The organism is Micromonospora sp. NPDC047548, from assembly GCF_040642975.1.
GTDB lineage: Bacteria > Actinomycetota > Actinomycetes > Mycobacteriales > Micromonosporaceae > Micromonospora.
The window spans coordinates 220,750-244,500 of the sequence record NZ_JBEYTI010000006.1; the positions used below are offsets into that span (position 1 = coordinate 220,750).

Consider the following 23,751-nt stretch of genomic DNA (forward strand, 5'->3'; position numbering starts at 1 on the left):
CTCACTGTCGCTGTGCCGGGCTCAGGGCAGACGGGAGAACCACCGCATCGACCCGGCCGCGGCGCCCATCGCGAACACCAGCCCGAGGCCGATGAACCGGGCGGAGATGTCCTGGCGTTCGGTGCGGTAGCCGACCGAGGAGCCGATGTCCTCGTAGACCTCGCGCAGCTCCTCGCTGCTGCCGGCCTCGTGGAAGCCGCCCCCGGTGTCCTCGGCCACCGCCTTGAGCGTCTGCCCGTCGACCGGCACCTGGATTGGCCGGCCGCCACGGTCGACGAACCCGCCGGGGGTGCCGAAGGAGATGGTGTGCACCGGCACCTTGGCCGCCACGGCCGCTGCGGCGGCCTCCATCGGGTCCATGCCGGAGGTGTTCGCCCCGTCGGAGAGCAGGATGACCCGGGCCGGTGGCGGCTGCTTCGCCGCCGTGGAGTCCAGGCTCCTGATCGCCCCGAGGGAGGCACTGATCGCCTCGCCGATCGCCGTGCCCTGCACCCCGGTGATGCCCTCGGCGAGCCGGTCGATCCCCTCGTGCAGCGCCTCCCGGTCGGTGCCGGGCGGCACCAGCACGGCCGCGCTGCCGGCGAACGCGACCAGACCGACGTTGAACTCGTCGGGCAGGCCGTCGACGAAACGGCGGGCCGCGTGCTTGGCCGCGGCGAGCCGATCCGGTTCCACGTCGGTGGCGAGCATCGAGGTGGAGACGTCGACGGCGACCATGACGGTGGCGCGTTCGCGGGGCACCCGCACCTCGGCCGTCGGCCGGGCGAAGCCCACCACGAGCAGCGCCAGCATGGCCAGGAAGAGACCCGCCGGCAGGTGCCGCCGCCAGCCGGGCCGGGTCGGCGCGACCCGGTCGAGCAGTCGCAGGTTGGTGAAGCGCACGGCGTACCGGCTGCGCCGGCGCTGGGCGAGCAGGTAGCCGACCGCCAGCGCGAGCACGCCGAGCAGCAGCAGCAGGCGGATGGGTGACTGCCAGGTCACGCGACACCTCCCCGGGCGGCGGCGGGCGCGGCCGCCAGGCGCCGCTGGGCGTGCACGTGTCGCACCACGTCGGCGGTCCAGTCCCGGTCGGTGCGCAGCGCCAGGTGGGTGGCGCCGCAGCGGCGCAGTGCCCGGCGTACCTGCTCGCGCTGGGCGGCGGCGGCGCTGGCGTAGCGCCGGCGCAGCACCTCGTCGCCGGTCCAGACCTCCCGCCGCCGGCCGGTCTCCGGGCACACCAGGGTGATCAGGCCGACGTCCGGCAGCTCCAGCTCGCGCGGGTCGGTGATCTCGACCGCGAGCACCTGGTGCCGGGCGGCGAGGCGGCGCAGCGCCGGCTCCCAGGGGGTCGGCTCGTCGTGGTGCTCGGGCAGGCCGTCGAGGAAGTCCGAGACCAGCACGACCAGCCCGCGTCGGGTGGCGACCCGCTGCACGGCCGCGAGCGCCACCGCCAGGTCGGGCGGTTCGGGTGGGGCCGTCCGCTCGTCGTGGCCGCCGGCACGCGGGGCGGCCAGCAGCGCCCGGAGCAGGCTCAACAGGTGGGTACGGCCGCTGCGGGCCGGGAAGCGGCGCAGCCCGGTCGGGGTGAGCACCTGCGCGCCGAGCCGGTTGCCGCTGCCGGCGGTGAGGAAGCCGACCGCCGCGACGGCGGCCACCGAGAGCTCGCGCTTGTCCAGCTCGGCGGTGCCGAACTCCATGCTGGGGCTGGCGTCCACCAGCAGCCAGGTGGTGAGTTCCCGGTCGGCGTCGACCTCCCGGACGTGCGGCACGGTGGTGCGGGCGGTCACCGCCCAGTCCATCCGGCGCACCTCGTCCTCGCCGGGGCGGTACTCCCGGCTGCCGGCGATCTCGCTGCCCGGCCCGGGCAGCAGGCCCCGGTGCTGGCCCTGGAGCAGCCCGTCCAACCGTCGGGTGACGGTCAGTTCCAGCCGGCGCAGCAGCTGGTCGGGGGCAAGGTCGGCCAGGCCCGGTCCGACGGCTGCCGGCGCGGTGGGCCGCCTCATGCGGCGGCCAGATCGGGGGCGTGCTCGGGCTGCCCGGTGGCCAGCAGGGGCGGGGGCACCGCCTGCACCAGCCGGTGCACCACCGCCTCGGGCGAGACCCCGTCGGCCACCGCGTCGAAGGAGAGCACCAGCCGGTGGGCCAGCACGTCCACCGCGAGTTCGCGGACGTCCTCCGGGAGCACGTAGTCCCGGCCGCGCAGCAGCGCCTGGGCCCGGGCGGCGGCGACCAGGCCGAGGGTGGCCCGGGGGCTCGCCCCGTACGCCAGCATCGGGGCGAGCTCGGGCAGCCCGAAACGGCCCGGGTCTCGGGTGGCGAGGATGAGGCGGACGACGTACTCGGCGAGCGCGTGGTGTACGAAGACGTGCGCGGCGCGCTGCTGCAGCCCGCGCAGCCGGCCCGGGTCGAGCACCTGGCGGGCGCGGGGCCGGTCGGTGCTCATCCGGTAGAGGATGGCCAGCTCGTCGGCGTCGCTCGGGTAGTCGACGACGACCTTCATGAGGAACCGGTCGCGTTGCGCCTCGGGGAGTTGGTAGACCCCCTCGGACTCGATCGGGTTCTGGGTGGCGAGCACCAGGAACGGCTCCGGCACCGGCCAGCTCCGGCCGCCGATGGAGACCTGCCGCTCGGCCATCGCCTCCAGCAGCGCGGACTGGACCTTGGCGGGAGCCCGGTTGATCTCGTCGGCCAGCACCAGGTTGGCCATGATCGGGCCAAGCTCGATGTCGAAGCTCTCCTTGGACGCCCGGTAGATGCGGGTGCCGACGATGTCGGAGGGGACCAGGTCGGGGGTGAACTGGATCCGGGAGAAGGTGCCGCCGACGACGGTGGCGAGGGTCTGCGCGGCGAGGGTCTTGGCCACGCCGGGTACGCCCTCCAGCAGGCAGTGCCCGTCGGCGATCAGTGCGGTGAGCAGGCGCTCGACGAGTCGATCCTGCCCGACGATCACGCGTCTGACCTCGAAGAGGGTCTGCTCCAGCTCGGTGGCCGCCTCGTCGGGATCGGCCGGGCTGGGCAGGCTGGCCAGGGTGTCCGAGATGTCCGTCACGGTGCTTGCTTCCCGTGACACCGGGCGGACAAACGTCGGAATATCAACCCCTACCAGGCCCTTTCCTGCCCGGAGCGGGACGACTCACCCGACCGGTCGGCAACCTCGCGCCGGGAACGCCGGGGTGTGCGGCGGCGATCCCCCGCCGGGCAGGATGAGCGCCAGGACGCCGACCGTCACCGCCGCCGCGCCCCGCCGCCCGGGCGTCCGCACTAGTCTGACGACCATGATCACCACCGAGGCACCGGCCCGGACGCAGCTGCCGGTGGGCGCCCTGCTCTGCTGGCTGGCGGTCGTACCCGGGGCCGCCTGGGCGCTGGTCCGACTGGCCGGGCTGGAGCGCGGGCCGCTGGTGCAGGCGGTCGCCTTCACCCCGTACGCCGCGGGATGGAGCCTGGTTCCGCTGGTGCTGGCGCTCGCCCTGCGGCGCCGCCGGCCCGCGGTGGTCGCGGCGGTGGTGGCGCTGTCGCTGCTCGGCACGGTGATCCCCCGGGCGGTCCCCGCCGGCCAGCCGGCGACCGGCGGGCCGGTGCTGCGGCTGCTCACCGCGAACCTGCTCAAGGGCGACGCCGACGCCCGGACGCTGGTTGACCTGGTACGCCGGCACCGGGTGGACGTCCTCGCGGTGCAGGAGTTCACCCCGGAGGCCCGCGCCGAACTCGACCGGCAGGGTTTGGCCGAGCTGCTGCCCCACCGGCAGCTCAACCCGGAGGTGGGCACCACCGGCTCCGGGCTCTACGCCCGGCTGCCGCTCTCCGACGGCGGCTTCCGGCGCAACACGGGCTTCCACTTCACCCAGGCGTACGCCACCGTGGCGGTGCCGGGGGCGCCTCCGCTGCGGGTCGAGTCGGCCCACCCGGCCGCGCCGTACGCCCCCAGCGTGGTCGACGAGTGGTTCACCGACCTGCGGGCGCAGCCCCGGGCCACCCCGGACGGGCCGCTGAGCATCCTGGCCGGGGACTTCAACGCCACCCTCGACCACGCCCCGCTGCGGGCGCTGCTGGCCACCGGCTACGTCGACGCGGCCGACGCCGCCGGGGCCGGGCTCACCGGCACCTGGGGCCCGTACGACGGCGACCTGATCCCGCCGGTCACCATCGACCACGTGCTGGTCGACCGGCGGATCGCCGTCCGGTCCGTCTCCGTGCACCCGGTGCCCGGCAGCGACCACCGCGCGGTGCTGGCCGAACTGCGCCTCCCGGCCGCCTGACGCCCGGCGGCTCAGACCCGGGCGCGGTCCAGGCCGTAGGTGAGCGCGTCGACCAGGGCGTGCCAGCTCGCCTCGACCACGTTGGGGTGCACGCCGACGGTGGTCCAGTCCCGGCCGGCGCCGTCGGCGGTCTCCACCAGCACCCGGGTCACCGCGCCGGTGCCGTGGCTGCCCTCCAGGATGCGCACCTTGTAGTCGGCCAGCTCGAAGTCGCGCAGCACCGGGTAGTGGCGGGACAGGCCGATCCGCAGCGCCTCGTCCAGGGCGTTGATCGGGCCGTTCCCCTCGGCGGTGGCGATCACCCGCTCGCCGCGTACCCGGATCTTGACGGTCGCCTCGGAGACCACCGCGCCGTCCTCGCGGTGCTCGACCAGCACCCGGTAGGACTCCAGCGCGAACGGCCGGGGCGGCGCGGCGTCCGGCAGCTCGGAGCGGACCAGCAGCTCGAACGAGGCGTCAGCCGCCTCGAACGACCAGCCGCCCGCCTCCAGCTCCTTGACCCGGCTGGTGACCTTCGACAGGGCCTCGGGATGGCCGGCCAGGTCCAGGCCCAGCTCGCGGCTCTTGAGCTCGACGCTGGCCCGGCCGGCCATCTCGGTCACCAGGATCCGCATACCGTTGCCCACCACCGACGGGTCCACGTGGTTGTAGAGCAACGGGTCGACCTTGATCGCGCTCGCGTGCAGCCCCGCCTTGTGGGCGAAGGCGGCGGCCCCGGCGTACGCCTGGTGGGTGTCGGGGGCGATGTTGGCGATCTCGGCGATGGCGTGCGAGACCCGCACCATCTGCTCCAGGCAGCCCTCGGGTAGGACGGGCAGCCCGAGCTTGAGCTGGAGGTTGGCGACGACGGCGAAGAGGTCGGCGTTGCCGGGGCGCTCGCCGTACCCGTTGGCGGTGCCCTGGACGTGCCGGACCCCGGCCTCGACGGCGGCGATGGTGTTGGCCACCGCGCAGGCGGTGTCGTTCTGCGCGTGCATGCCGAACAGCTCCGGGGCGAGGCCGGTGCGCGCGGTCAGGTCGACGATCGCGGCGGTGACCTGGGACGGCAGCATCCCGCCGTTGGTGTCGCAGAGCACGAACCGCTCGGCGCCCACGGCGAGCGCGGTCTCCACCACCGAGGCGCTGTACGCCGGGTCGTGCCGGTAGCCGTCGAAGAAGTGCTCGCCGTCGACGAAGACCCGCCGCCCCCGGGCGACCAGATGGGCGACGGTGTCGCGGATCATCGCCAGGTTCTCCGCGCCGGTGGTGCGCAGCGCCCGCTCGACGTGGCGGATGTCGGCCTTGGCGACCAGGGCCACCGCAGGGGTCTCGGCGTCGAGCAGCCCGCGCACCTGCGGGTCGGCCGCCACCATCACCCCGGCCCGGCGGGTGGCGCCGAAGGCGACCAGGACCGCGTGCCTCAGGTCCAGTTCGGTCCGCGCCCGGCGGAAGAACTCGGTGTCCTTCGGCACCGCGCCCGGCCACCCGCCCTCGATGAAGCCCACCCCGAACTCGTCGAGCAGCCGCGCCACCGCCAGCTTGTCGACCACCGAGTAGCTGAGCCCCTCACGCTGGGCGCCGTCGCGCAGCGTCGTGTCGTACACCTGGAACGTCATGGGAGTCCCTTCTTCACGAACCCTGGGGGAGCAACAAAAAGACCCCCCGCGGATGCGGGAGGTCTGCGCGCTCGGCGGAGGGGAAGCCGGCGCGCTAACTGCCAATAATCAGGACGGTGCTGGTCACGATCGTCACTTTGCCACCGCACCCCGGGTTTTGGGAGGCACAATCCACATATCGGGAAGGTGACAGAGGGTGTCTCTTACCTGATCAACCGTCGCGTCCGGTACGGAACGCGTCGGTAGTGATCGACTTCACAAGTCACCCGGCCGCCACCAGGGCGAAACAACACTGCGGAAGAATCTGGAACAGATCCAGTTACCGGCCTCGCGCCGCTGACATGCTGCTGCCAAGGAGGACCCGTGCTCACTGTCGGTGACCGCTTCCCTGAGTACGAACTCACCGCCTGCGTCTCGCTCGACGCCGACAAGGCGTTCGAGACCATCAACCACAAGTCCCACGAGGGCAAGTGGCGGGTGGTCTTCTTCTGGCCGAAGGACTTCACCTTCATCTGCCCGACGGAGATCGCCGAGTTCGGCCGCCTCAACGGCGAGTTCGCCGACCGAGACGCGCAGGTGCTCGGCGTCTCGGTGGACAACGAGTTCGTCCACTACGCCTGGCGCAAGGACCACCCGGACCTGCGCGAGCTGCCCTTCCCGATGCTCAGCGACATCAAGCGCGAGCTGACCGCGGCCTGCGGCGTGCTCGGCGACGACGGCGTGGCGCAGCGGGCCACCTTCATCGTCGACCCGGACAACGAGATCCAGTTCGCCATGGTGACCGCCGGGTCGGTCGGCCGTAACGTCTCCGAGGTGCTGCGGGTGCTCGACGCCCTGCAGACCGACGAGCTCTGCCCGTGCAACTGGAACAAGGGCGGCGCGACCCTGGACGCCAACGCGCTGCTCGCCGGCGCCTGACATGGGTCTGGACGCGGTCAAGGCGGCCCTGCCTGGGTACGCGAAGGACATCAAGCTCAACCTCGGCTCCACCGTCGGCACCTCGACGCTCAAGCCGGAGCAGGCCTGGGGCACCGCCCTGGCCTGCGCCGTCGCCGCGCGCAACGCGGTCGTGCTGAAGGAGATCGCCGACGAGGCGGCCGCCCACCTCACTCCGGAGGCGGTCGAGGCCGCCAAGGGCGCCGCCACGATCATGGCGATGAACAACGTCTACTACCGCGCCAAGCACCTGATCGGCGACGAGCAGTACGCCTCGATGCCGGCCCGGCTGCGGATGCAGATCATCGCCAAGCCGGGCGTGGACAAGGGTGACTTCGAGCTCTGGTGCCTCGCCGTCTCGGCGATCACCGGCTGCGGGGTCTGCCTGGAGTCGCACGAGAAGGCGCTGCGCGGCGCGGGGTTCACCCGGGAGCAGGTGCACGAGGGGCTGCGCATCGCCGCCGTCGTGCACGCCGCCGCGGTGGCGCTCGACGCGCAGGCCGCGCTGGCCTGAGCCGTACGCCCCGGTGGGCCGGCGCCGCACTCGCGGCGCCGGCCCACCGTCGTTTCCGGCTCCGGGGGTGTGGGAGGCGGCCGAGCCGGGTATCTGTTTTCCGGACACGGAAGACGATCCCTGGCGAAACGACTAGCACAGTCGGGGCAGGAGTTACCCATGGACAGGCTCGACCCGCACATCACGCACGGCACGACCGAGCCAATGCTCGACGGCGGCCTGGAAGCCTTCGCCGGTGACGCGCCCGCCGGCGCCTTCAACCCGTGGAGCTACCGCGACGAGGCCGGCGTGGCCGACGTCGACCTGGTCGGCTACAGGGTCGAGGCCACCGACGGCGGCATCGGCAAGATCGACAGCGCGAGCCACGAGGTCGGCAGCAGCTACCTGGTCGTCGACACCGGCCCGTGGATCTTCGGCAAGAAGGTCCTGCTGCCGGCCGGCACGGTCAACCAGGTCGACCACGACGACCGGAAGGTCTACGTCGACCGCAGCAAGGACCAGATCAAGGCCGCGCCCGAGTACGACGAGACCAGCCACAGCGACCCGGCCTACCGGGACAAGCTGGGCGGCTACTACGACGACAGCTACGGCAACGTGCCCCCAGGCACCGCGCACTGACCAAAAAATCCGACGTGACGGCCGGCGGGGCGAGACCCCGCCGGCCGTTACCGTGTCAGCGTGGACGCCATCGAGGTCAACCGCAGGACTCCCTTCTCCGTCATGTTCAACTTCCGCGACGTCGGCGGCTACCGTGGCCACGACGGTCGCACCGTCCGCTGGGGTCGGCTCTACCGCTCCGACTCACCGCACCGGATCGACGGCACCGACCGGGAGGCCTTCGCGGCCCTCGACGTCCGGACCGTCGTCGACCTGCGGCGGCCGTCCGAGGTGGAACGGGACGGCCGGGTGCCGGAGCTGGACGGGCTGGCATACCGGAACATCCATCCGGAGCACGTCGACTGGGGTGAGAACCCCTACCGGCCCGCGACGGACCTGGCCCGCTACCTCGCCGACCGGTACGCCGACCTGGCCGAGACCGGCGCCGCGGGGCTGGCCGAGGCGGTCGGCCTGATCGCCGACGAGGCCAACGCTCCGGTGCTGGTGCACTGCGTCGCCGGCAAGGACCGTACCGGCCTCGTCTGCGGCCTGACGCTCGCCGTGCTCGGGGTCTCCGACGCCGAGATCGCCGCCGACTACGCGCTGAGCACCGAGGCCGCCGAACGGTTCCAGGCATGGTTCGAGAGCACGGGTAAGCAGATCCAGCCCGGGCTGCCCCCGCTCACCACGCCGGCCGAGGCGATGACGCTCTTCCTGGCCGAGCTGCGGCAGCGGCACGGTTCGGTGGAGGCCTACCTGCGGCACGCCGGATTGACGGACGCCCAACTCGCTGCCCTCCGCACCCACCTGCTGGAGTAACCCCGCCCCGGCCTCGACCCGGCCGGCCTCGACCCGCCCCGGCCTCGACCCGCCCCGGCCTCGACCTGGCCGGTCGCGGACGCGGTTTGCGGCATGTCGCGGTGTCGCCGCCCCCGGGACAGCGCGACATGCCGCAAACCGCGCTCCGGCAGGGCGGAGCAGGGCGGACGTCGGGACGATCAGAGGACGCGCTGCACCCAGCCGTGCGGGTCCTCGGCCTCGCGGCGCTGGATCCCCACCAACTGCTCCCGCAGCGCCATGGTGGACCGGCCCGGCTCGCCCCCGCCGATGAGGAACTCCCCGTCCGGGAAGCGCACCCGGCCGATCGGGGTGATGACCGCGGCGGTGCCACAGGCGAAGACCTCGCGCAGCCGGCCGCTGGCGGCGTCCGCCTGCCAGTCGGCGAAGCTGACCGGCCGCTCCTCGACCCGGTGCCCGGAGGCGGCGGCCAGGGTGAGGACCGCGTCCCGGGTGATGCCGGGCAGGATCGTGCCGGTCAGCGGCGGGGTGACCAGGGTGTTGTCGTCGTAGACGAAGAAGACGTTCATGCCGCCCAACTCGTCGACGAACCGGCGCTCCACCGCGTCGAGGAACACCACCTGGTCGCAGCCCGCCTCGATCGCCTCGGCCTGGGCCGCCAGCGAGGTGGCGTAGTTGCCGCCGCACTTCGCCGCGCCGGTGCCGCCCGGCGCCGCGCGGGTGTAGTCCGGGGAGACCCAGACGGTGACCGGCTTGACCCCACCGGCGAAGTAGGCGCCAGCCGGCGAGGCGATCACGCAGTAGAGGTATTCGTTGGACGGGCGCACGCCGAGGAAGACCTCGCTGGCGAACATGAACGGCCGCAGGTAGAGGCTGGCGTCAGGACCCTCCGGGATCCAGTCCCGGTCGATCTCGACCAGCCGGCGCAGCGACTCGACGAACGTCTCCGCCGGCAGCTCCGGCATGGCCAGCCGCCGGGCAGAGGCGATGAACCGGTTGGCGTTGGCCTCGGGGCGGAACAGGGTGACCACGCCGTCGGCCGTCCGGTACGCCTTGAGGCCTTCGAAGATCTCCTGCGCGTAGTGCAGCACGGCGCTGGCCGGGTCCATCGGGATCGGCGCACGCGCCTCGACCCGGGCGTCGTACCAGCCCTTGCCCTCGGCGTACCGGATGGTCACCATGTGGTCGGTGAAGACCCGGCCGAAGCCCGGGTTGGCCAGCAGGGCGGCCCGGTCGGCGGCGGATACCGGCGCGGGATTCGGACGGATCTCGAAATCGAGCTTGTCACCACCGCTCATCGCGCTGACCTCCCTGCGGGTCCACGGCGTGCGGGACCGCGCGCCGAATCACTGGTGCCAGAAACTTACCCCGAACGGTCGTTCGGCCGGAATGGGGCCGGGAGCAGGGCGGCTACGGACACCTGGAGCACGTCGGCGATGCGCTGGAGGTCGTTGAGGTCGATCGCCTGCACGCCGGTGAGCCGGTAGTTCAGCCAGGCGGGCGACACGTTGAGTTCCTGCGCCAGTCGCCGCTGGCTCCACTTTCGCCGGGTGAGGAGCACCCGGATTTCCTCGGCGACCGCGTCGCTGAGGGTTCTCACGGTGTCCGTGGCCGCGTTCGTCATGCCACAAGGTTGACACCGTTTCGGTATCACGTCAATGGTTTCCGGTATACCAGCGTGGATTCCTTGACACTGTCACGCTATCCGTGACACTCTCGGCCCATGCCAAACAACGTTCGCGCCATGATCGCCGCCGAGGTGCGGGCCGAGCTGGCACGGCAGAACAAGACGCAGCGCGACCTCGGCGACCTGCTCCACATCACGCAGCCGTCGGTGCAGCTGCGGCTGTCCGGACAACGTCCGTTCCGCGCGGAGGAGCTGGTGTTGATCGCCGACTGGCTCGGGGTGCCGCCGGCGCAGTTCCTGCCCGAGCCCGCGAGCGCAGCCGCGTGAGCCCCGGACCGACCGGGCCGGCACCGACCGGGCCCGGCCACCCGCGCCCCGTGCCGCCGCCGCGCCCTCGCGTCGAGCCCTGAACGCAAGAAAGCGGGCCGCCCCCTCGCCCGGGACGGCCCGCGTGACCCACTCATCCCGCAAGAGACAGGAGCAGGTCGATGAATCAGCAGACTACCCGACCCGGCATCATCGCCGGGCTGCGTGCGCTGGCCGACTTCCACGAGGCCAACCCCGACGTGCCGTTCAGCGTCGCGGCCGACTTCACGTACTGCGTGCTGGCCGACAACGACGCGGACGGGCTGGCCGAGGTGCGCCGGGTCGCCGAGCTGCTCGGCGCGGAGGTCAACATCAACGCCGGCAGCGCCGACGCCAAGCGGATGTTCGAGGGGCTGCCGTTCAGGGTGTTCTACGTCTCCCGGCAGCGGTCGGCGGACTGGCAGGCGTTGACGTCGTACGACCAGAACGTCACGGCCGACCAGGCCGTCGAGCAGCCGGCCGGGGTGTGACCGCCATGGCCACCACCACCAGCAAGCTGCTCGCCGACCCGACGCAGATCGCCCTGGTCCGCGACCTGTACGCCCACGCCCGCAAGGTCCGCGCCGAGCACGCCATCTACTCGTACGGCAACGGGCTCGGCCAGGCGATGGCCCCGGTGGAGCACACCTGGACCGTCGGCACCCGCCGGGTTCTCGTGCACGACGGCTGGCTGCTCTACCTCAGCCACGGTGCCCCGCTGCTGAAGGTTCAGGTGGACAACGTCCGTCAGGTCGGGCAGCTGCTCGCCGCGATCGGTGTCCTGCCGCCGGAGTTCGCGGTCCCGGCGGTCCGGCCGGGCCAGGCGGTCCACCCGGACCGGCGCTGCCGCTACTGCGCGGCCACCAGCGGCCTGACGATGGTGCACAGCAGCCCGCTGGTCCTGGCCCCGCAGGAGTGGGAGTGCTGGGACGGCTGCCGGGATAGCGCGCGATGACGTCGCCGTGGCCGAACCCGGACCCCAACCCGCTGCCCACCGGCCCGCACGTCGCCCCAGTGTTCCCCGCCGCCGCGACACCGGCCGACGACCGGCACCCCACCTGGTGCGCCTGCAGCCTGTGCACCACCCGGCAGGTCGCCGCGCTCGCGGCCCCGCTCCGGCCGGGCGAGCTAACCGGCAACCCCACCGGACGCCGCAGAGGTGACCGGCGATGAGCGACACCAACGCGATCGACGGCGGCTACGACACCGCCCGCCTCACCGCCAGCGAGCAGGACAAGGCCTGGCGCGCCGAACGGCAGGCCAAAGCCCTCGCGTTCCTGACCAGCACCGGCAACGACGACGTCGCCGAGATCCTCGGCCTGACCGAGCCCTCCAAGGAGCCCTCATGCTGAACGACCTGTTGCAGGCCTCCCTGTTCCTGCTGCCCATCGGCGCGGGGGTGGCCCTGCTCGTGATCCTCGGCCGCGACGACCAGGCCGACGTGCACGACCTGACCGACTACGCCCCGGGCGGCCCGGTCATCGAGGGCGAGGTGGTGGTGCTGCCGGCATCCCGCCGTACGTGGCCGGTCGCGGCGGTGGACGCTCCGGCGGCGATCGTGTCGGGTGAGATCCCGACGTGGCGGCAGCTGGTCGTCGACCGGGCGGTGCCGACGCTGTCGGATGCGGCGGTGCGTGGGATCGCTGATGAGTGGCTGCGGGAGATCGCCGCCGAGCAGCGGGCCAAGGTCGACATCCGGCCGCGTGTGGTGTCGACGGCCGACCGGGACATGACCGGCGCGTTTCCCGTGGTGCGTGCCGCATGACCGCCCGCACGCAGGAGCAGATCCTGGCCCGCTACCGGGAGATCGCCACCGACGGTGAGGACGACCCGTTCAACTGGCGGCAGGACGTGCTGCTCGGCGCCATGACCCGAGACACCGCGCAGCAGGCACTGCCGAACGCCGACCTCACCCACGAGAAGTGGGTGCAGGACGACACCGACACGGCCGCCCGTGAATACCTCACCTTCGCCATCGGGAAGATCGCCGGTCACCGGGGCATCTCCGCCAGCAGGTCCGTCGACAAGCTCAGCGAGTACGCGTGGCTGCTCGGCCGCGACGACGTCGTGGAGGCGATGACCAAGGCCGAGTACCCGCAGTACGGCGCGCCGGCGGTGAAGGCGTTCGCCGAGGGCATGGGCTGGCCGTGGCCGGGTGACGTCGTCGGCTGGCGTGCGAAGGCGCTAGCCCGGATGGCCGAGGGCCTGCCGTGCGAGCCGGACTGCGCCGACGGGTGCAGCTGGTGAGCGCGCCGACCCGCCCCGACCGGCGCTGTCGCCGCTGCCCCGGGGTGGCCGGCTGATGTCGACCCAGCTCGTCCAGGTGGCCGCCGGCACCACGCCGGCGGCCCCCGCGCCCGAGCGCCTCACCGACGGAGAGCGCCGAATGCTCGCCATGCTCGCCGCCGGCCTCTCCCGCGAGCAGATCGGCCGCCACACCGGCTGCGTGCCGACCACCGTCGGCCGGCAGCTGACGCGCATCTACCGGCGGATCGGCGCGATCAACGCCGCCAACGCGGTCGCTATCGCCATCCGCGACGGGCTGATCAACGCCCGACCCAACCAGCCGGGGGCCTCCCAATGACCGACCCTCAGCCGTTCGTCGTCGAGCGCCCCGGGATCTACCCCGGGGTGCCCGACGACGACTATCACGCCGACCCCGTCCCCGGCGGCAGCCTCTCCAGCACGGGCGTGCGGAAGCTGCTCCCCCCGTCGTGCCCCGCACTCTTCAAGCACTGGCTCGACGAAGGCCAGGAGCACAAACCCGAGTTTGACTTCGGCAAGGCCGCCCACCTCCACGTCCTCGGCACCGGCCCCCAACTGGTCCTGGTCGACCGGGACCGCTGGGACACCAACGAGGTCAAGGCCGAGGTCAAGGCGATCCGGGAAGCCGGCGGGGTGCCGCTCAAGCGGGCCGACATGGAAAAGGCCGACGCGATGGCCGCGAAGATCCGCGCGCACCCGCTCGCTGGGAAGCTGCTCGACCCCGACCGGGGCCAGGCGGAGGTGTCGCTGTTCTGGCAGGACACCGAGACGCGGGTCCGCTGCCGGGCCCGGCTCGACTGGGTGCCCGCTCCGAGTTCCGGCCGGCCGCTGCTCGTCGACTACAAGACCTGCGACTCGGCCGAGCCCGGAAAGCTCGAGAAGGCCATCAACGAGTGGGGCTACCACGTCCAGCGCGGCCACTACCTGCCCGGCGCTCGAGCGACCGGCCTGGTCGGCGACGACGCCGAACTGCTGTTCGTCTTCCAGGAGAAGAAGGCCCCGTACCTGGTGACCGTCGTCGAGTTGCACCCGGTCGCGAAGCGCATCGGGGAGCACCTGGCCCGGGAGGCCCGGCATCTCTACCGCGAGTGCACGACGTCCGGCCGGTGGCCGGGCTACACGGACGACGTCGCGCTGATCAGCCTGCCCGGCTACGTCGAGAACCGATTCCAGGAGTTGATGTGAGCACCAGAGAGACCGTCGTGCGGGTCAATCCCGCCCCGGCGCCGGCCCACGTCGGCCAGGCCACGGCCGTCGAGCAGGCCCGCGCCGTCGCCGAGGTCGCCGCCGCCGTCCAGGTCGCCCAGCAGAACCCCCGCGACATGAACCGCGCGTGGGCCGAGATGCAGGCCGCGTGCAGCCGGACCGGCCTGGCCAACCGGGCGTTCTACGCCGTGAAGAACCGCGGCACCGGACCGTCCGTGCACCTCGCCCGCGAGCTGGCCCGGATCTGGGGGAACATGGACTACGGCGTCCACGAGCTGCACCGCGACGACGTCCGGGGCCTGTCCGAGATCCGCGCGTACGCGTGGGACCAGCAGACCAACGTCCGGTCGTCGCGGACCTTCCAGGTGCCGCACGCCAAGATGGCCGGCGGCGCCCGCAAGCCCCTGACCGACCTGCAGGACGTCTACCTGAACAACCAGAACATCGGCGCCCGGGCGGTCCGGGAGTCGATCCTGGCGGCGCTGCCGGCGGACTTCGTCGAGGAGGCGAAGGACCGGTGCCGGGCGACGATCGAGCGCGGCGACGGCAAGCCGCTGGTCGACCGGATCGCCGACATGCTGGCTGCGTTCGCTGGCGTCGGCGTGAAGGTGCCGCAGATCGAGACGCGGCTGGGACGCAAGCGTGGGCAGTGGACGGCGGCCGACGTCGCCGAGCTGAGCGTCGTGTACTCGTCGATCCGCCGCGGCGAGCTGGCGGCCGACGACGAGTTCCCGTCCCAGGTGACCGGTGAGGAGATCGCGGCGCAGGCCGCTGCCCTGCCAGCCGCTCCGGAGCAGCCGGTGAGCATGCCGGCGGCCGTCCAGTCCGAGTGGGACGACGCTGGGGCGGACCCCGGCGAGCAGCCGGACGCTGTTCCCGCCGCCGACGAGGCCCCGGCCGGCAAGTTCGCCGGCGGGGCGATCACCGACGCGCAGCAGCGGAAGTTGCACGCGTGCCTGCGGGACGCCGGGATCGGCACCCGTGACGAGGGCCTGGCGTACATCTCCGACGTGCTCGACAAGGGCTTCAACAGCACGAAGGAGATGACGAAGGTGGAGGCGGCGCGGGTGATCGACCGGCTGGAGAAGTTCATCGCCCAGCAGGAGCCGCCGGCGGGTGAGGGCCAGTGACCGAGCTGCGCATCACCGTGCACGGGCTGCCCGCCCCGCAAGGGTCGAAGCGGCACGTGGGCAACGGCGTGATGATCGAGTCGTCGAAGAAGGTCAAGCCCTGGCGGGAGGCGGTCAAGACGGCCGCCCGCGACGCCGTCGGCGACGACTGGCGACCGCTCGACGAACCGCTGCTCGTGTCGATCGTCTTCACCATGCCCAAGCCGGCCTCCGCCCCGAAGCGGCGCCGCACCTGGCCGATGCGCACCCCGGACCTGTCGAAGCTGATCCGGTCGACGGAGGACGCCCTCACGGACGCCGGGATCTGGCGGGACGACGCCCGGGTCGTCGGCTACCGGGAGACCCGCAAGGAGTACCCGATGGAGGGTCCGTACTCGCTGGCGTCGCCGGGTGCGGTGATCCGGATCTGGCGGCTGGAAGAGCTGGCCGCCGACGACGCCCCGCCGGCACCGGCCGGTGCGGACACCTCGGCCGGGCTGTTCCCGGTCGACGACCTGAGAGGTACCAAGTGACCGCGATCAAGCTGGACAGCAAGCTGTCCGCACAGGCTGACACCAGCCTCGAACCCTACGCGGGCAAGCTGTACAGCCGGCCCGGCATGGCCCTGGTCGGTGTTGTTGAGCTGCGGCACGTCGAGCGCACCCAGCCCGCCCCGGACGAGGAAAAGGCGCCGTCGGTCAAGCTGCGGATCACCGCGCTGGAGATCGCCAACCAGGGCCAGGAGGAAACGCTGCGGGAAGCGCAGCGGGCCCTCTACCTCCATCGCAACGCGCAGGGCACCCTCGACGAGTCCGGCGACATCGAGCTCGCGGACCGCACGCTGAAGATGACCGGGAACATGCTCCACGCAATCGAGGCGGCCCGGTACGAGGTCGGTGTGCGCGGGTGGGCGGAACACGCGCGCCGGGCCATGGCGGTGAGCGGGTCGACGGCGAACGAGCTGCGGGCTGAGCTGCGCAAGGTGGCGCAGGGCTTGGAGCGGCTGCTGCGGGGCGAGCCGGCCGAGGACGGTGACCGGTCGTGAGCTACCTGAACCCGCGCACCCACGACCTGACCACCCCCGAGGGCGTGGACGCCGTGCGCCACACCAACGGCGTGCTTGAAGAGATCCGTGCCGAGCGGCAGCGGCAGGACGCGAAGTGGGGCGAGCAGAACCACCCCGACGGCACCGGCGGCCCCGTCATGCGCCGAGAGGCTGACGAGATGCGAGCCCGCTGCCAGTTCCTCGCCGGGCTCGGGGCGGTCGACTGGCGGGCGATCCTGCTGGAAGAGGCCTACGAGGCCATGGCGGAGGACGACCCAGTCAAGCTGCGCGCCGAGCTGCTCCAGGTCGCCGCCGTCGCCGTCGCGTGGGTCGAGGCGATCGACCGGAGGCAGCCGTGAGCCGGTTCTTCCGCGAGGCCGCGCCGCTGCCCGCCGACCCCACCGCAGTGCGGCTCGGACAGCTCACCGTCCGCCACGACCAGGCCACCGCGTACGTCGAGCAGGCGCTGGCCGCGAACCGCGGCAACCGGGCGGTCACCGATCTGCTCCTCGACCTCCGCAACCTGCTCCGCCCACCCGAGCGGCCGCCTGCATGACCAGCCTCGACCGTGACGCCGCCGACCCCACCCGGGCCGGCGGCGTCGCCCACACCTACCTCGAGGGAGCAGCAGAGTGAGCAGCAACTACCACATCCTCTGCATGAACCACGACCCGGCGATCGTCGTCGACGGCGGCTGGACGCAGCCTGCCGTGGCCATTACCGAGGCCCGGCAGCACGCCAACGAACAGCTCCGTCACCACCAGAACTGCGACCTGCTGGTCGGCCGCTACTCGTATCCGCTGATCGAGGTGTGCTGCCCCGGCGGCGAGCACAACGGCGTGTCGCACAGCCAGCCGGAATGGGTCGACGCGGACTGGCTGCGGCTGCTGTACGCCGCCTACCGGTCGCAGGGACGGGAACCGGAACCGGCGGTGGCCCGTGCTGTCCAGCATCTGGCCCGGGGCTGCTGGGGAGTGGGCCGGGTGCACCGGCTCCGTGTGGAGCTGGGCATTGAGGACGGGGGCCAGCCATGACCTACCCGACCGAGCAGTGCCGCACCTGCCAGGCCCCGATCATCTGGGCGGTCACCGACCGGGACAAGGACATGCCCGTCGACGCGCAGCCCAGCGACAAGGGCAACGTCGCGCTGTCCGTCGACGACAAGGGCCGGGTACGGGCCCGGGTCGTGCCCGCGCATCTGGCGTTCGGCCGGAAGGACCTGCGGCTGTCCCACTTCGTCGGCTGCCCGGACGCACCGAAGTGGCGGCGGCGGTGACCGATCCGACTGTGCGGGCGGCGGTGATCCGGCACGTGGTGCCGCACGTGATCCGCCGCCTGCGTACCCGACCGTTGCGGGCCGCCCTGCTCGCCGACCTGATCAGGAGACGGAACCGATGACCGGATCCGACTACGTCCGCGCCGTCGTCGACCAGCTCGTCGCTCTCGACGTCCCCATCGACCTCAACGCCCTGGACCTCGACGAGGAGCAGTGCAACATCCCCATCGCCAACTTTGACGAGATCGTCTGGCTGCGCTGGCTCGACGACCCCGAGCACGGCTGGCACTTCACCACCCCGGGCGGCGAGCGCTGCGCCCCGATCTGCCCGCCGGACACCCCGCCGGCCGAGGCCGCCCGCATCCTCGTCGACTACGTCTGATCCGCCGGAGGAACCGATGACCGACCAACCCGACGAGCAGACCAGCCCCACCGAGGTCACCATCAGCAGCCCCGGCGTGTCCGTCACCATCAAGTCCCACGCCCCGCTCGACCAGGTCACCGCCACCGCCGAGCGGGTCCACGAGCGGGCCGTCCAGCGGTACGCCAACGGCCGGATGCCTGACGGCCACGGCGGGATCCTGTGATCCGGGCCGCCGACCTGTCCAAGACGCCAGACACCGGACAGCAGCGGGCCGCCCCGTGACCATGGCCATCGACCACCCCAACCCCACCGCCGTCGACCCGGTCGTCGAGGCAGAGCGGTTCATCCTCGGCACCGCCCTCACCGAAATCGACCACACCCCCGGCGCCGACCACCTGACCCCAGGCGACTTCTACCTACCCCGCCACGGGGCGATCTGGCGAACCATCCAGGACGCCCGCGCCGCCGGCGAACCCGTCGACCCGGTGGCCGTCGGGGAACGGCTCCGGCTGGCCGGTGACCTCCAACGCGCCGGCGGCATGGCGTACCTGACCGACTGCACAAGCGCCGCCATCGGCCCCGGCACCGTCGCCCACCACGCCGGGATCATCGCCGCAGTCGCCCGCCGCCGGGCACGCCACCAGCTGCTGGCCCGCGCCGCGCAGATCGTCGACGACGACGAGCGGTGGGAAGAGCACGGGCCCGCGATCCTCACCCAGCTCGGCGACCAGGCCGCCGGCCGGCCCGCCACCGGCGGGGAGCGGGACTCGTGGCAGCCGGTCGACCTCGGCCCGTACCTGCGCGGTGAAGTCGCCCGCCCGGAGCCGACCGTCGGCGTGCGCCGCCGCGACGGACTCAGGTTCATCTACCCCGGCAAAGAGCACTCCGTCATCGGCGAGATGGAGGCCGGCAAGTCGTGGTTCGCGCTCGCCTCAGTGGCCGCCGAACTCGACCAGGGGCACACCGTGGTGTACGTGCACTTCGAGGAAGCCGACCCGTCCGACACCATCGAACGGTTGCAGGCCCTCGGCGTGCACGACGACGACATCGCCGGCCGGTTCCGGTTCGTCGCCCCCGCCCGCGCGGTCACCGAGACGCAGATGGCCCGGCTCATCGCCGACCCGGCGCCGTCGCTGGTGATCCTCGACGGCGTCAACGAAGGCATGGCCATGCACGCCGCCGGGATCCGCGACGAAGACGGCGTCGCCCTGTTCCGCCGGCTGCTCATCACCCCGTTCATCCGGTCCGGATGCGCCGTGCTCACCTGCGACCACGTCGTCAAGGACAGGGAGAACCGCGGCCGCTACGCCCTCGGCTCCATCCACAAGGGCAACGCCCTGTCGGGTGCGCTGATCCTGCTGGAGAACGCCGACCCGTTCGGCCGCGGCGCGAGGGGCCGCTCCCACGTGTACGTCACCAAGGACCGGCCCGGACACCTCCGCCGCCACGGCCGGGGCACCAAGACGTCCGGGAAGACGTTCATGGGCGAAATGATCGTGGACGACACCCGCACGCACGTGTCGTACCTGGACCTGGCGATCCTGCCCCCCGCCGAACCGACCGAACCCACCGAGCAGGACACCGAACGCGGCGCCCAGCTGGCCGACGCCATCCTCACCGTGATCGGCGCGCAGCCCGACCAGCACGTCAGCTCGGAGCGGACACTGTTCGCCGTGCTGCGCGCGGCCGGATGGCAGGTACGCGACGCGGTGGTCAAGGACACCGTCGACGACCTGATCGTGGGTGGCCGCCTGGCCGAGACGATCGGACGGCGGGGAGCGAAGGGCTACCGGGTGGTGGCGACTGCGGCCCAAGATCCTGAATCAGAGAGTGAATCGTGAGGGCCCGTGCGACCGCGTCCCGGGGTGGGCGCGCCTCCGGCGCGACCCTACACCGGGCCGCAGTCACACGCAAACGGCAGTGCGGCCGGGACGCAGTGGGACGCAGTGGGACGCAGTCATGAGTAAGACATGGGCAGGAGGCAGCACCCGCAGGTGGAGGCGCACCCGAGCCGACGTCCTCGCCCGTGACTACGGCAAGGGATGCAGAGCCCACCGCGACGGATGGTGCGCCAAGCCAGGGGTCAAGCCACATACCTGCACCAACCAGCAGGACGTGGCACACCACACCCTCGGACGCAGCGTCACAGGCGATGACCCCCGCTACATCGTGGCCGCATGCCAACCCTGCAACCTGGCCATCGGAGACCCGACCAAGGCACCCGACCCGCAAGGCAGGAGCAAAACCCGATGGTGACCCCCCGTTTTGGCCAGGCGATCATGGCCGGACACCCCGGGGTACGTGTCCTTTCTCTCTCCCCGATCACGACTTGATGGAAGGCGATCGATGACCGGAACCGTAGAGCCGCAGGTCCCGGCCCCCGTGGTGCTCGGCAGCACCGTGCCGCGGCTGTGGACCCGGCCGCTGGTCGTCGGCCCGCCCGGACCGTGCGGCTGCGGGTGCGCGCTGACGCCGCCGACCAGCTATGGGTTCGAGGTCGACACCTTCGCCCGGGACGCCCTGAAGAAGCCGCTCGACCCGTGGGAGCGGTGGGCGGCCATCCACGCCGGCGAGCTGCTGCCCGACGGGTCGCCGCGGTTCACCACCGTGCTGATCCTGGTTGCCAGGCAGAACGGGAAGACGCACCTGCTGGTGGTGCTCACCCTGTTCTGGCTGTTCCGCGGGAAGCTGCCGATGGTGCTCGGCACGTCGACGAAGTTGGACTACGCCCGGGAGTCGTGGCTGAAGGCGGTGAAGCTGGCCCGCAGCGTCCCCGAGCTGAAGGCCGGCATTCCGAAGCGCGGCGGGGTGCGGAAAGCCAACGGGGAGCAGGAGTTGGTGTACGCGCCGTCGGGGGACGTCGACGACCTGGACGCGTGCCGGTACAAGATCGCGGCCAGCAATGAGGAGGGTGGCCGGTCGCTGTCGATCGATCGGCTGATCCTGGACGAGCTGCGGCAGCACGACAGCTACGAGGCGTGGGACGCGGCGGAGCCGACGACCAGCGCGGTGGATGGCTCGCAGATTTGGGGGCTGTCGAACGCGGGCAGCGCGAAGTCGGTGGTGCTCAACGACCTTCAGGACACGGCCCGGGAGTTCATCGAGTGGTGGGACCAGGAGTCCGGGGAGCGCGGCGTGGCCGAGCTGCTCGCCGCCGACGACAGCCCGGGTGACTATCAGTTCGGGCTGTTCGAGTGGTCGGCGCCGGAGGATGCGGACCCGACCGATGTGTACGCCCTGGCGCAGGCCAACCCGAACATGAACATCCGCAAGGACGGGGCGAAGCTGCTGGCGAACGCGCGCCGTGCGGTCCGGCTCGGCGGTCGGGCGTTGACCGGTTTCAAGACCGAGCACATGTGCATCCGAGTGAAGCTTCTCGATCCGGCGATCGACCCCGGCGCGTGGAAGGACTGCGGCGTCGGCAGCGGCCTGGACGAGGTGCGGTCCCGGGTCGCGATGGTGCTGGACGTGGCGCCAGATCTGCGGCACGCGGTGCTGTACTCCGCCGCAGTGCTTCCCAGCGGAAAGGTCGCCATCGACTTCGTCAAGGCATGGGAGGGGCAGGGCTGCACGGCGAAGGTGCGGCGGGAGCTGCCGGCACTGCTGGCGCGTACCCGGCCGGCGGCGTTCGGGTGGTTCCCGGATAGCTCGACGGCGGCGCTGACCGCTGACCTGGCGGACCCGGCGAAGAAGGGCCAGCCGGGCCGGGCGGCGTGGCCCCCGCCGGGGGTGAAGGTCGAGGAGATCAGGGGCGAGACGGGCGCGGTGTGCATGGGCTTTGCGGACCTGGTCGACGCGATCGAGGTGCTGCACTCGAATGATCCGCTGCTGAACAACCAGGTGGAAGGCGCGGAGTGGCTGTCCCGCGGCAACACGAAGGTGTTCAGCCGCAAGGGCGAGGGTCACGTGAATGCGGTCTATGCGGCGGCGGGTGCGGTGCATCTGGCACGGACTCTTCCGCCTGACCTTGGACGGTTCATAATTAGATGACGAAAGGATGGGCCCCTCATGGTCTCTGGGCAGTTGTGGCCGCCGGTCGTTGATCCGGCCACCCTCACCCGGCAGGTGTGGGACGTCAATTCCGCCCGGTCGCTGCCGGGTATGGGCAGGGCGTTGCAGTTGTACGGCGGGCTGATCTCGCAGTGCGCTATCGACCAGTTTTCTGGCGACGAGCTGACAAAGCCGCGGCCGCCGCTGCTGCAGCTGCCGGATGTGAATTTGCGTGCCAGGTCGACGTTCGCTCGGGTGCATGTCGAGGACTATCTGCTGCACGGCAACGCGGTGCACATGGTCACCATGCGGTACGCGGAAGGTGGGGTGCGGGGCGTCCGATGGTTCCCGGCGCACATGTGGCACGTCGCCGATCCGGCGTCGACCGAGGACGGCGGGGTGGACTACTACCTGAACGGCCGGAAAGTGCCGCGCGGCGATGTGGTGCACGCCCAGCGGGGTGCGGCCGAGGGCGCGCCGTGGCGTGGGGTCGGCGTCGTCGAGGAGCACCTGAAGACGTTGAACCGGGCCGGCCTGGAGGAGGCCGCCGAGTCGAAGAACCTGACCGGGGGTGGTGTTCCGTCGGTGGCGGTGATCGCGCCGCAGCACACGCTCAGCCCGGAGGAGGCTGAGGCCGCGAAGGACACGTGGGAGGAGAAGTTCACGGGTCCGGGCCGCCGGCCCGCGGTTCTGCCGAACGGCACCGAGGTGATACCGCTGTCGTGGTCGCCGGTGGACTCCCAGATGATCGAGGCGCGGAAGCTGTCGCTGGTGGACGTGGCGAACGCGTGCAACCTCGACCCGTACTGGCTCGGCGGCCAGTCGAGTAGCCACACGTACAAGTCACCCGGCCCGATGTTCCTGACGTTGCTGCGGACGTCGCTGGAGCCGGTGATGTCCGACCTCGAGTTGGTGTGGTCGCTGGCGTGGCTGCCGTACGGCCGGTCGGTTCGGTTTGATCGTTTGCAGCTGACCCGGGACGACTTCGCGACGGAGGTGCAGTCGGGTGTGGCCGCAGTGAACGCCGGCCTGATGACCGCCGAGGAGTGGCGTATTCGGCAGTCCCTGCCGACCGAACCCGAGTTCGGGGAGCTGAAGAAGCCGGAGCCGGCCGCGCCGCCGGGACCGCCATCGCTGAAGGTGCTGCCGGGCGGCGCCGAAGACGACAACCAGGAAGAGGCCGTGTGATGAGCAGGCTGCCGGACGAGCGGCGGACGGCTCCACTGCAGTTGCTCGAGGTGGAGACGACCGACAACCTGAAGTACCTGTCGGCGGTGGCGGTGCCGTACGGCGAGGCCGCGGACATCGGCATGTTCATGGAGGATTTCGCCCCCGGCTCGCTGGCGAAGAGCATCAAGGAGGCCGCCCGGAGCCTGCCGCTGCACGTGTTCCACGACGACATGCCGATGTATGCGCCGATGTCGTTCGAGGCGTGGCCGATCGGTGTCGCGCACGAGTGGCACGACGACGGCAACGCGCTGCGCGGCGTGTGGAAGCTGGACGACAGCCTGAAGGCGCAGCGGGCGGCGCAGCTGGCAAAGCCGGACGAGAACGGCCGGTCGATGCTGGGGTACATGTCGATTCGGTTCAATCCGATCCGGTCGGCGTGGACGTACGCCCAGGACTACAACCCGGAGTTGGGGCCGAAGTACAAGGATCTGGTGACGCGGCTGGAGGCGCGGTTGATATCGGTGTCGTTGGTGTCGACGCCGGCGTTCAAGTCGGCGGCAGTGGAGTGGATCCGGTCGTGCGAGCCGCAGCGGGTGAGGGAGTCGGCGGCGCGCGAGTTGGATGAGTGGGCCGCATATCTTGAGCAGGTGAAGGCGGGGCCGCTCGCGAGCTGAGC

34 protein-coding genes are annotated in these 23,751 nt (G+C 71.8%); 28 read left to right on the top strand and 6 right to left on the bottom strand.

Annotated features, from left to right (window positions below):
- Positions 1–21: 21 nt before the first annotated feature.
- Genes ABZ807_RS09265 through ABZ807_RS09275 form a run of 3 tightly spaced genes read right to left on the bottom strand, consistent with a single transcriptional unit; the run spans position 22 to position 3,028 of the window.
- Positions 22–981, bottom strand: a complete 960-nt coding sequence (locus tag ABZ807_RS09265; RefSeq protein ID WP_357154644.1) for a VWA domain-containing protein — start codon at positions 979–981, stop codon at positions 22–24.
- On the bottom strand, positions 978–1,982 hold the full coding sequence (locus tag ABZ807_RS09270) for a DUF58 domain-containing protein (protein ID WP_357154646.1): 1,005 nt from the start codon (positions 1,980–1,982) through the stop codon (positions 978–980). The genes ABZ807_RS09265 and ABZ807_RS09270 overlap by 4 nt, the downstream gene beginning before the upstream one ends.
- Positions 1,979–3,028, bottom strand: coding sequence for a MoxR family ATPase (locus ABZ807_RS09275; RefSeq protein WP_357154648.1), 1,050 nt, complete (start codon positions 3,026–3,028; stop codon positions 1,979–1,981). The genes ABZ807_RS09270 and ABZ807_RS09275 overlap by 4 nt, the downstream gene beginning before the upstream one ends.
- Before the next feature lie 274 nt (positions 3,029–3,302).
- On the opposite strand from ABZ807_RS09275, the gene ABZ807_RS09280 reads away from it, so the two are divergent.
- The gene (locus tag ABZ807_RS09280) at positions 3,303–4,238 is read left to right on the top strand and encodes an endonuclease/exonuclease/phosphatase family protein (RefSeq protein WP_357154805.1); all 936 of its coding nucleotides are present in this window, start codon (positions 3,303–3,305) and stop codon (positions 4,236–4,238) included.
- An 11-nt stretch (positions 4,239–4,249) separates the two neighbouring features.
- On the opposite strand, the gene cimA is transcribed toward ABZ807_RS09280, so the two are convergent.
- Entirely contained in the window at positions 4,250–5,833 is a 1,584-nt protein-coding gene (cimA, locus tag ABZ807_RS09285; protein WP_357154650.1) for a citramalate synthase, read from the bottom strand.
- Between the two features lie 363 nt (positions 5,834–6,196).
- On the opposite strand from cimA, the gene ABZ807_RS09290 reads away from it, so the two are divergent.
- The 4 genes from ABZ807_RS09290 (at position 6,197) to ABZ807_RS09305 (ending at position 8,699) form a co-directional block, all read left to right on the top strand.
- The gene (locus ABZ807_RS09290; protein ID WP_357154652.1) at positions 6,197–6,751 is read left to right on the top strand and encodes a peroxiredoxin; all 555 of its coding nucleotides are present in this window, start codon (positions 6,197–6,199) and stop codon (positions 6,749–6,751) included.
- Position 6,752: 1 nt separating this feature from the next.
- Positions 6,753–7,283 (top strand): carboxymuconolactone decarboxylase family protein, encoded by a 531-nt coding sequence (locus tag ABZ807_RS09295; protein WP_357154654.1) that lies wholly within the window; start codon positions 6,753–6,755, stop codon positions 7,281–7,283.
- Between the two features lie 204 nt (positions 7,284–7,487).
- Complete coding sequence (locus ABZ807_RS09300; RefSeq protein WP_357154807.1) at positions 7,488–7,901, top strand: PRC-barrel domain-containing protein; 414 nt, start codon at positions 7,488–7,490, stop codon at positions 7,899–7,901.
- A gap of 60 nt (positions 7,902–7,961) precedes the next feature.
- Positions 7,962–8,699 carry a tyrosine-protein phosphatase gene (locus ABZ807_RS09305; RefSeq protein ID WP_357154656.1) on the top strand — a complete coding sequence of 246 codons (738 nt, stop codon included), beginning with the start codon at positions 7,962–7,964 and terminating at the stop codon, positions 8,697–8,699.
- Positions 8,700–8,878: 179 nt separating this feature from the next.
- Here the strand turns inward: ABZ807_RS09305 and ABZ807_RS09310 are convergent, their stop codons facing one another.
- Entirely contained in the window at positions 8,879–9,976 is a 1,098-nt protein-coding gene (locus ABZ807_RS09310; protein ID WP_357154658.1) for a branched-chain amino acid aminotransferase, read from the bottom strand.
- 65 nt (positions 9,977–10,041) lie between these two features.
- Positions 10,042–10,302, bottom strand: a complete 261-nt coding sequence (locus tag ABZ807_RS09315; protein WP_357154660.1) for a helix-turn-helix transcriptional regulator — start codon at positions 10,300–10,302, stop codon at positions 10,042–10,044.
- A 120-nt stretch (positions 10,303–10,422) separates the two neighbouring features.
- Here ABZ807_RS09315 and ABZ807_RS09320 point away from each other — a divergent pair, with 120 nt between their 5' ends.
- The 23 genes from ABZ807_RS09320 (at position 10,423) to ABZ807_RS09430 (ending at position 23,749) form a co-directional block, all read left to right on the top strand.
- Positions 10,423–10,632, top strand: coding sequence for a helix-turn-helix transcriptional regulator (locus ABZ807_RS09320; protein ID WP_357154662.1), 210 nt, complete (start codon positions 10,423–10,425; stop codon positions 10,630–10,632).
- A gap of 161 nt (positions 10,633–10,793) precedes the next feature.
- Positions 10,794–11,141 (top strand): hypothetical protein, encoded by a 348-nt coding sequence (locus ABZ807_RS09325; protein ID WP_357154664.1) that lies wholly within the window; start codon positions 10,794–10,796, stop codon positions 11,139–11,141.
- Between the two features lie 5 nt (positions 11,142–11,146).
- The gene (locus ABZ807_RS09330; RefSeq protein ID WP_357154666.1) at positions 11,147–11,605 is read left to right on the top strand and encodes a hypothetical protein; all 459 of its coding nucleotides are present in this window, start codon (positions 11,147–11,149) and stop codon (positions 11,603–11,605) included.
- The gene (locus ABZ807_RS09335; RefSeq protein WP_357154668.1) at positions 11,602–11,823 is read left to right on the top strand and encodes a hypothetical protein; all 222 of its coding nucleotides are present in this window, start codon (positions 11,602–11,604) and stop codon (positions 11,821–11,823) included. Before ABZ807_RS09330 ends, ABZ807_RS09335 begins: the two co-directional genes overlap by 4 nt.
- The gene (locus ABZ807_RS09340; RefSeq protein ID WP_357154669.1) at positions 11,820–12,002 is read left to right on the top strand and encodes a hypothetical protein; all 183 of its coding nucleotides are present in this window, start codon (positions 11,820–11,822) and stop codon (positions 12,000–12,002) included. The genes ABZ807_RS09335 and ABZ807_RS09340 overlap by 4 nt, the downstream gene beginning before the upstream one ends.
- Positions 11,996–12,415, top strand: a complete 420-nt coding sequence (locus ABZ807_RS09345; protein ID WP_357154671.1) for a hypothetical protein — start codon at positions 11,996–11,998, stop codon at positions 12,413–12,415. Before ABZ807_RS09340 ends, ABZ807_RS09345 begins: the two co-directional genes overlap by 7 nt.
- Positions 12,412–12,897 carry a hypothetical protein gene (locus ABZ807_RS09350; protein WP_357154672.1) on the top strand — a complete coding sequence of 162 codons (486 nt, stop codon included), beginning with the start codon at positions 12,412–12,414 and terminating at the stop codon, positions 12,895–12,897. Before ABZ807_RS09345 ends, ABZ807_RS09350 begins: the two co-directional genes overlap by 4 nt.
- Before the next feature lie 55 nt (positions 12,898–12,952).
- Positions 12,953–13,234, top strand: a complete 282-nt coding sequence (locus tag ABZ807_RS09355) for a LuxR C-terminal-related transcriptional regulator (RefSeq protein ID WP_357154674.1) — start codon at positions 12,953–12,955, stop codon at positions 13,232–13,234.
- Positions 13,231–14,100, top strand: coding sequence for a PD-(D/E)XK nuclease-like domain-containing protein (locus ABZ807_RS09360; protein ID WP_357154675.1), 870 nt, complete (start codon positions 13,231–13,233; stop codon positions 14,098–14,100). Before ABZ807_RS09355 ends, ABZ807_RS09360 begins: the two co-directional genes overlap by 4 nt.
- Positions 14,097–15,251 carry a hypothetical protein gene (locus ABZ807_RS09365; RefSeq protein ID WP_357154677.1) on the top strand — a complete coding sequence of 385 codons (1,155 nt, stop codon included), beginning with the start codon at positions 14,097–14,099 and terminating at the stop codon, positions 15,249–15,251. The genes ABZ807_RS09360 and ABZ807_RS09365 overlap by 4 nt, the downstream gene beginning before the upstream one ends.
- The gene (locus ABZ807_RS09370; RefSeq protein ID WP_357154679.1) at positions 15,248–15,763 is read left to right on the top strand and encodes a RusA family crossover junction endodeoxyribonuclease; all 516 of its coding nucleotides are present in this window, start codon (positions 15,248–15,250) and stop codon (positions 15,761–15,763) included. Before ABZ807_RS09365 ends, ABZ807_RS09370 begins: the two co-directional genes overlap by 4 nt.
- Positions 15,760–16,275 carry a hypothetical protein gene (locus ABZ807_RS09375; protein ID WP_357154681.1) on the top strand — a complete coding sequence of 172 codons (516 nt, stop codon included), beginning with the start codon at positions 15,760–15,762 and terminating at the stop codon, positions 16,273–16,275. The genes ABZ807_RS09370 and ABZ807_RS09375 overlap by 4 nt, the downstream gene beginning before the upstream one ends.
- On the top strand, positions 16,272–16,634 hold the full coding sequence (locus tag ABZ807_RS09380) for a hypothetical protein (protein ID WP_357154683.1): 363 nt from the start codon (positions 16,272–16,274) through the stop codon (positions 16,632–16,634). The genes ABZ807_RS09375 and ABZ807_RS09380 overlap by 4 nt, the downstream gene beginning before the upstream one ends.
- A complete protein-coding gene (locus ABZ807_RS09385; RefSeq protein ID WP_357154685.1) occupies positions 16,631–16,831 on the top strand; it encodes a hypothetical protein in 201 nt (66 codons plus the stop codon). The genes ABZ807_RS09380 and ABZ807_RS09385 overlap by 4 nt, the downstream gene beginning before the upstream one ends.
- Before the next feature lie 76 nt (positions 16,832–16,907).
- Positions 16,908–17,309 carry a hypothetical protein gene (locus ABZ807_RS09390; protein WP_357154687.1) on the top strand — a complete coding sequence of 134 codons (402 nt, stop codon included), beginning with the start codon at positions 16,908–16,910 and terminating at the stop codon, positions 17,307–17,309.
- Positions 17,306–17,551: a hypothetical protein gene (locus ABZ807_RS09395; RefSeq protein ID WP_357154688.1), complete on the top strand. Its 246-nt coding sequence runs from the start codon at positions 17,306–17,308 to the stop codon at positions 17,549–17,551. Before ABZ807_RS09390 ends, ABZ807_RS09395 begins: the two co-directional genes overlap by 4 nt.
- The gene (locus ABZ807_RS09400; RefSeq protein WP_357154690.1) at positions 17,548–17,673 is read left to right on the top strand and encodes a hypothetical protein; all 126 of its coding nucleotides are present in this window, start codon (positions 17,548–17,550) and stop codon (positions 17,671–17,673) included. Before ABZ807_RS09395 ends, ABZ807_RS09400 begins: the two co-directional genes overlap by 4 nt.
- Positions 17,670–17,933 (top strand): hypothetical protein, encoded by a 264-nt coding sequence (locus ABZ807_RS09405; protein ID WP_357154692.1) that lies wholly within the window; start codon positions 17,670–17,672, stop codon positions 17,931–17,933. Before ABZ807_RS09400 ends, ABZ807_RS09405 begins: the two co-directional genes overlap by 4 nt.
- A 16-nt stretch (positions 17,934–17,949) precedes the next feature.
- Entirely contained in the window at positions 17,950–18,138 is a 189-nt protein-coding gene (locus ABZ807_RS09410; RefSeq protein ID WP_357154694.1) for a hypothetical protein, read from the top strand.
- Positions 18,139–18,199: 61 nt separating this feature from the next.
- The gene (locus ABZ807_RS09415) at positions 18,200–19,756 is read left to right on the top strand and encodes a DnaB-like helicase N-terminal domain-containing protein (RefSeq protein ID WP_357154808.1); all 1,557 of its coding nucleotides are present in this window, start codon (positions 18,200–18,202) and stop codon (positions 19,754–19,756) included.
- A gap of 505 nt (positions 19,757–20,261) precedes the next feature.
- On the top strand, positions 20,262–21,905 hold the full coding sequence (locus ABZ807_RS09420) for a terminase (RefSeq protein WP_357154696.1): 1,644 nt from the start codon (positions 20,262–20,264) through the stop codon (positions 21,903–21,905).
- Between the two features lie 18 nt (positions 21,906–21,923).
- Positions 21,924–23,093 carry a phage portal protein gene (locus ABZ807_RS09425; protein WP_357154698.1) on the top strand — a complete coding sequence of 390 codons (1,170 nt, stop codon included), beginning with the start codon at positions 21,924–21,926 and terminating at the stop codon, positions 23,091–23,093.
- The gene (locus tag ABZ807_RS09430) at positions 23,093–23,749 is read left to right on the top strand and encodes an HK97 family phage prohead protease (RefSeq protein WP_357154700.1); all 657 of its coding nucleotides are present in this window, start codon (positions 23,093–23,095) and stop codon (positions 23,747–23,749) included. Before ABZ807_RS09425 ends, ABZ807_RS09430 begins: the two co-directional genes overlap by 1 nt.
- Positions 23,750–23,751: the final 2 nt, after the last annotated feature.

Coding starts and splice junctions, on each gene's coding strand:
- ABZ807_RS09270 (WP_357154646.1), bottom strand. CDS start 1,982: ATGAGGCGGCCCACCGCGCCGGCAGCCGTCGGACCGGGCCTGGCCGAC.
- cimA (WP_357154650.1), bottom strand. CDS start 5,833: ATGACGTTCCAGGTGTACGACACGACGCTGCGCGACGGCGCCCAGCGT.
- ABZ807_RS09295 (WP_357154654.1), top strand. CDS start 6,753: ATGGGTCTGGACGCGGTCAAGGCGGCCCTGCCTGGGTACGCGAAGGAC.
- ABZ807_RS09300 (WP_357154807.1), top strand. CDS start 7,488: ATGCTCGACGGCGGCCTGGAAGCCTTCGCCGGTGACGCGCCCGCCGGC.
- ABZ807_RS09310 (WP_357154658.1), bottom strand. CDS start 9,976: ATGAGCGGTGGTGACAAGCTCGATTTCGAGATCCGTCCGAATCCCGCG.
- ABZ807_RS09315 (WP_357154660.1), bottom strand. CDS start 10,302: ATGACGAACGCGGCCACGGACACCGTGAGAACCCTCAGCGACGCGGTC.
- ABZ807_RS09320 (WP_357154662.1), top strand. CDS start 10,423: ATGATCGCCGCCGAGGTGCGGGCCGAGCTGGCACGGCAGAACAAGACG.
- ABZ807_RS09325 (WP_357154664.1), top strand. CDS start 10,794: ATGAATCAGCAGACTACCCGACCCGGCATCATCGCCGGGCTGCGTGCG.
- ABZ807_RS09330 (WP_357154666.1), top strand. CDS start 11,147: ATGGCCACCACCACCAGCAAGCTGCTCGCCGACCCGACGCAGATCGCC.
- ABZ807_RS09335 (WP_357154668.1), top strand. CDS start 11,602: ATGACGTCGCCGTGGCCGAACCCGGACCCCAACCCGCTGCCCACCGGC.
- ABZ807_RS09340 (WP_357154669.1), top strand. CDS start 11,820: ATGAGCGACACCAACGCGATCGACGGCGGCTACGACACCGCCCGCCTC.
- ABZ807_RS09345 (WP_357154671.1), top strand. CDS start 11,996: ATGCTGAACGACCTGTTGCAGGCCTCCCTGTTCCTGCTGCCCATCGGC.
- ABZ807_RS09350 (WP_357154672.1), top strand. CDS start 12,412: ATGACCGCCCGCACGCAGGAGCAGATCCTGGCCCGCTACCGGGAGATC.
- ABZ807_RS09355 (WP_357154674.1), top strand. CDS start 12,953: ATGTCGACCCAGCTCGTCCAGGTGGCCGCCGGCACCACGCCGGCGGCC.
- ABZ807_RS09360 (WP_357154675.1), top strand. CDS start 13,231: ATGACCGACCCTCAGCCGTTCGTCGTCGAGCGCCCCGGGATCTACCCC.
- ABZ807_RS09395 (WP_357154688.1), top strand. CDS start 17,306: ATGACCTACCCGACCGAGCAGTGCCGCACCTGCCAGGCCCCGATCATC.
- ABZ807_RS09405 (WP_357154692.1), top strand. CDS start 17,670: ATGACCGGATCCGACTACGTCCGCGCCGTCGTCGACCAGCTCGTCGCT.
- ABZ807_RS09410 (WP_357154694.1), top strand. CDS start 17,950: ATGACCGACCAACCCGACGAGCAGACCAGCCCCACCGAGGTCACCATC.
- ABZ807_RS09415 (WP_357154808.1), top strand. CDS start 18,200: ATGGCCATCGACCACCCCAACCCCACCGCCGTCGACCCGGTCGTCGAG.
- ABZ807_RS09420 (WP_357154696.1), top strand. CDS start 20,262: ATGACCGGAACCGTAGAGCCGCAGGTCCCGGCCCCCGTGGTGCTCGGC.
- ABZ807_RS09425 (WP_357154698.1), top strand. CDS start 21,924: ATGGTCTCTGGGCAGTTGTGGCCGCCGGTCGTTGATCCGGCCACCCTC.
- ABZ807_RS09430 (WP_357154700.1), top strand. CDS start 23,093: ATGAGCAGGCTGCCGGACGAGCGGCGGACGGCTCCACTGCAGTTGCTC.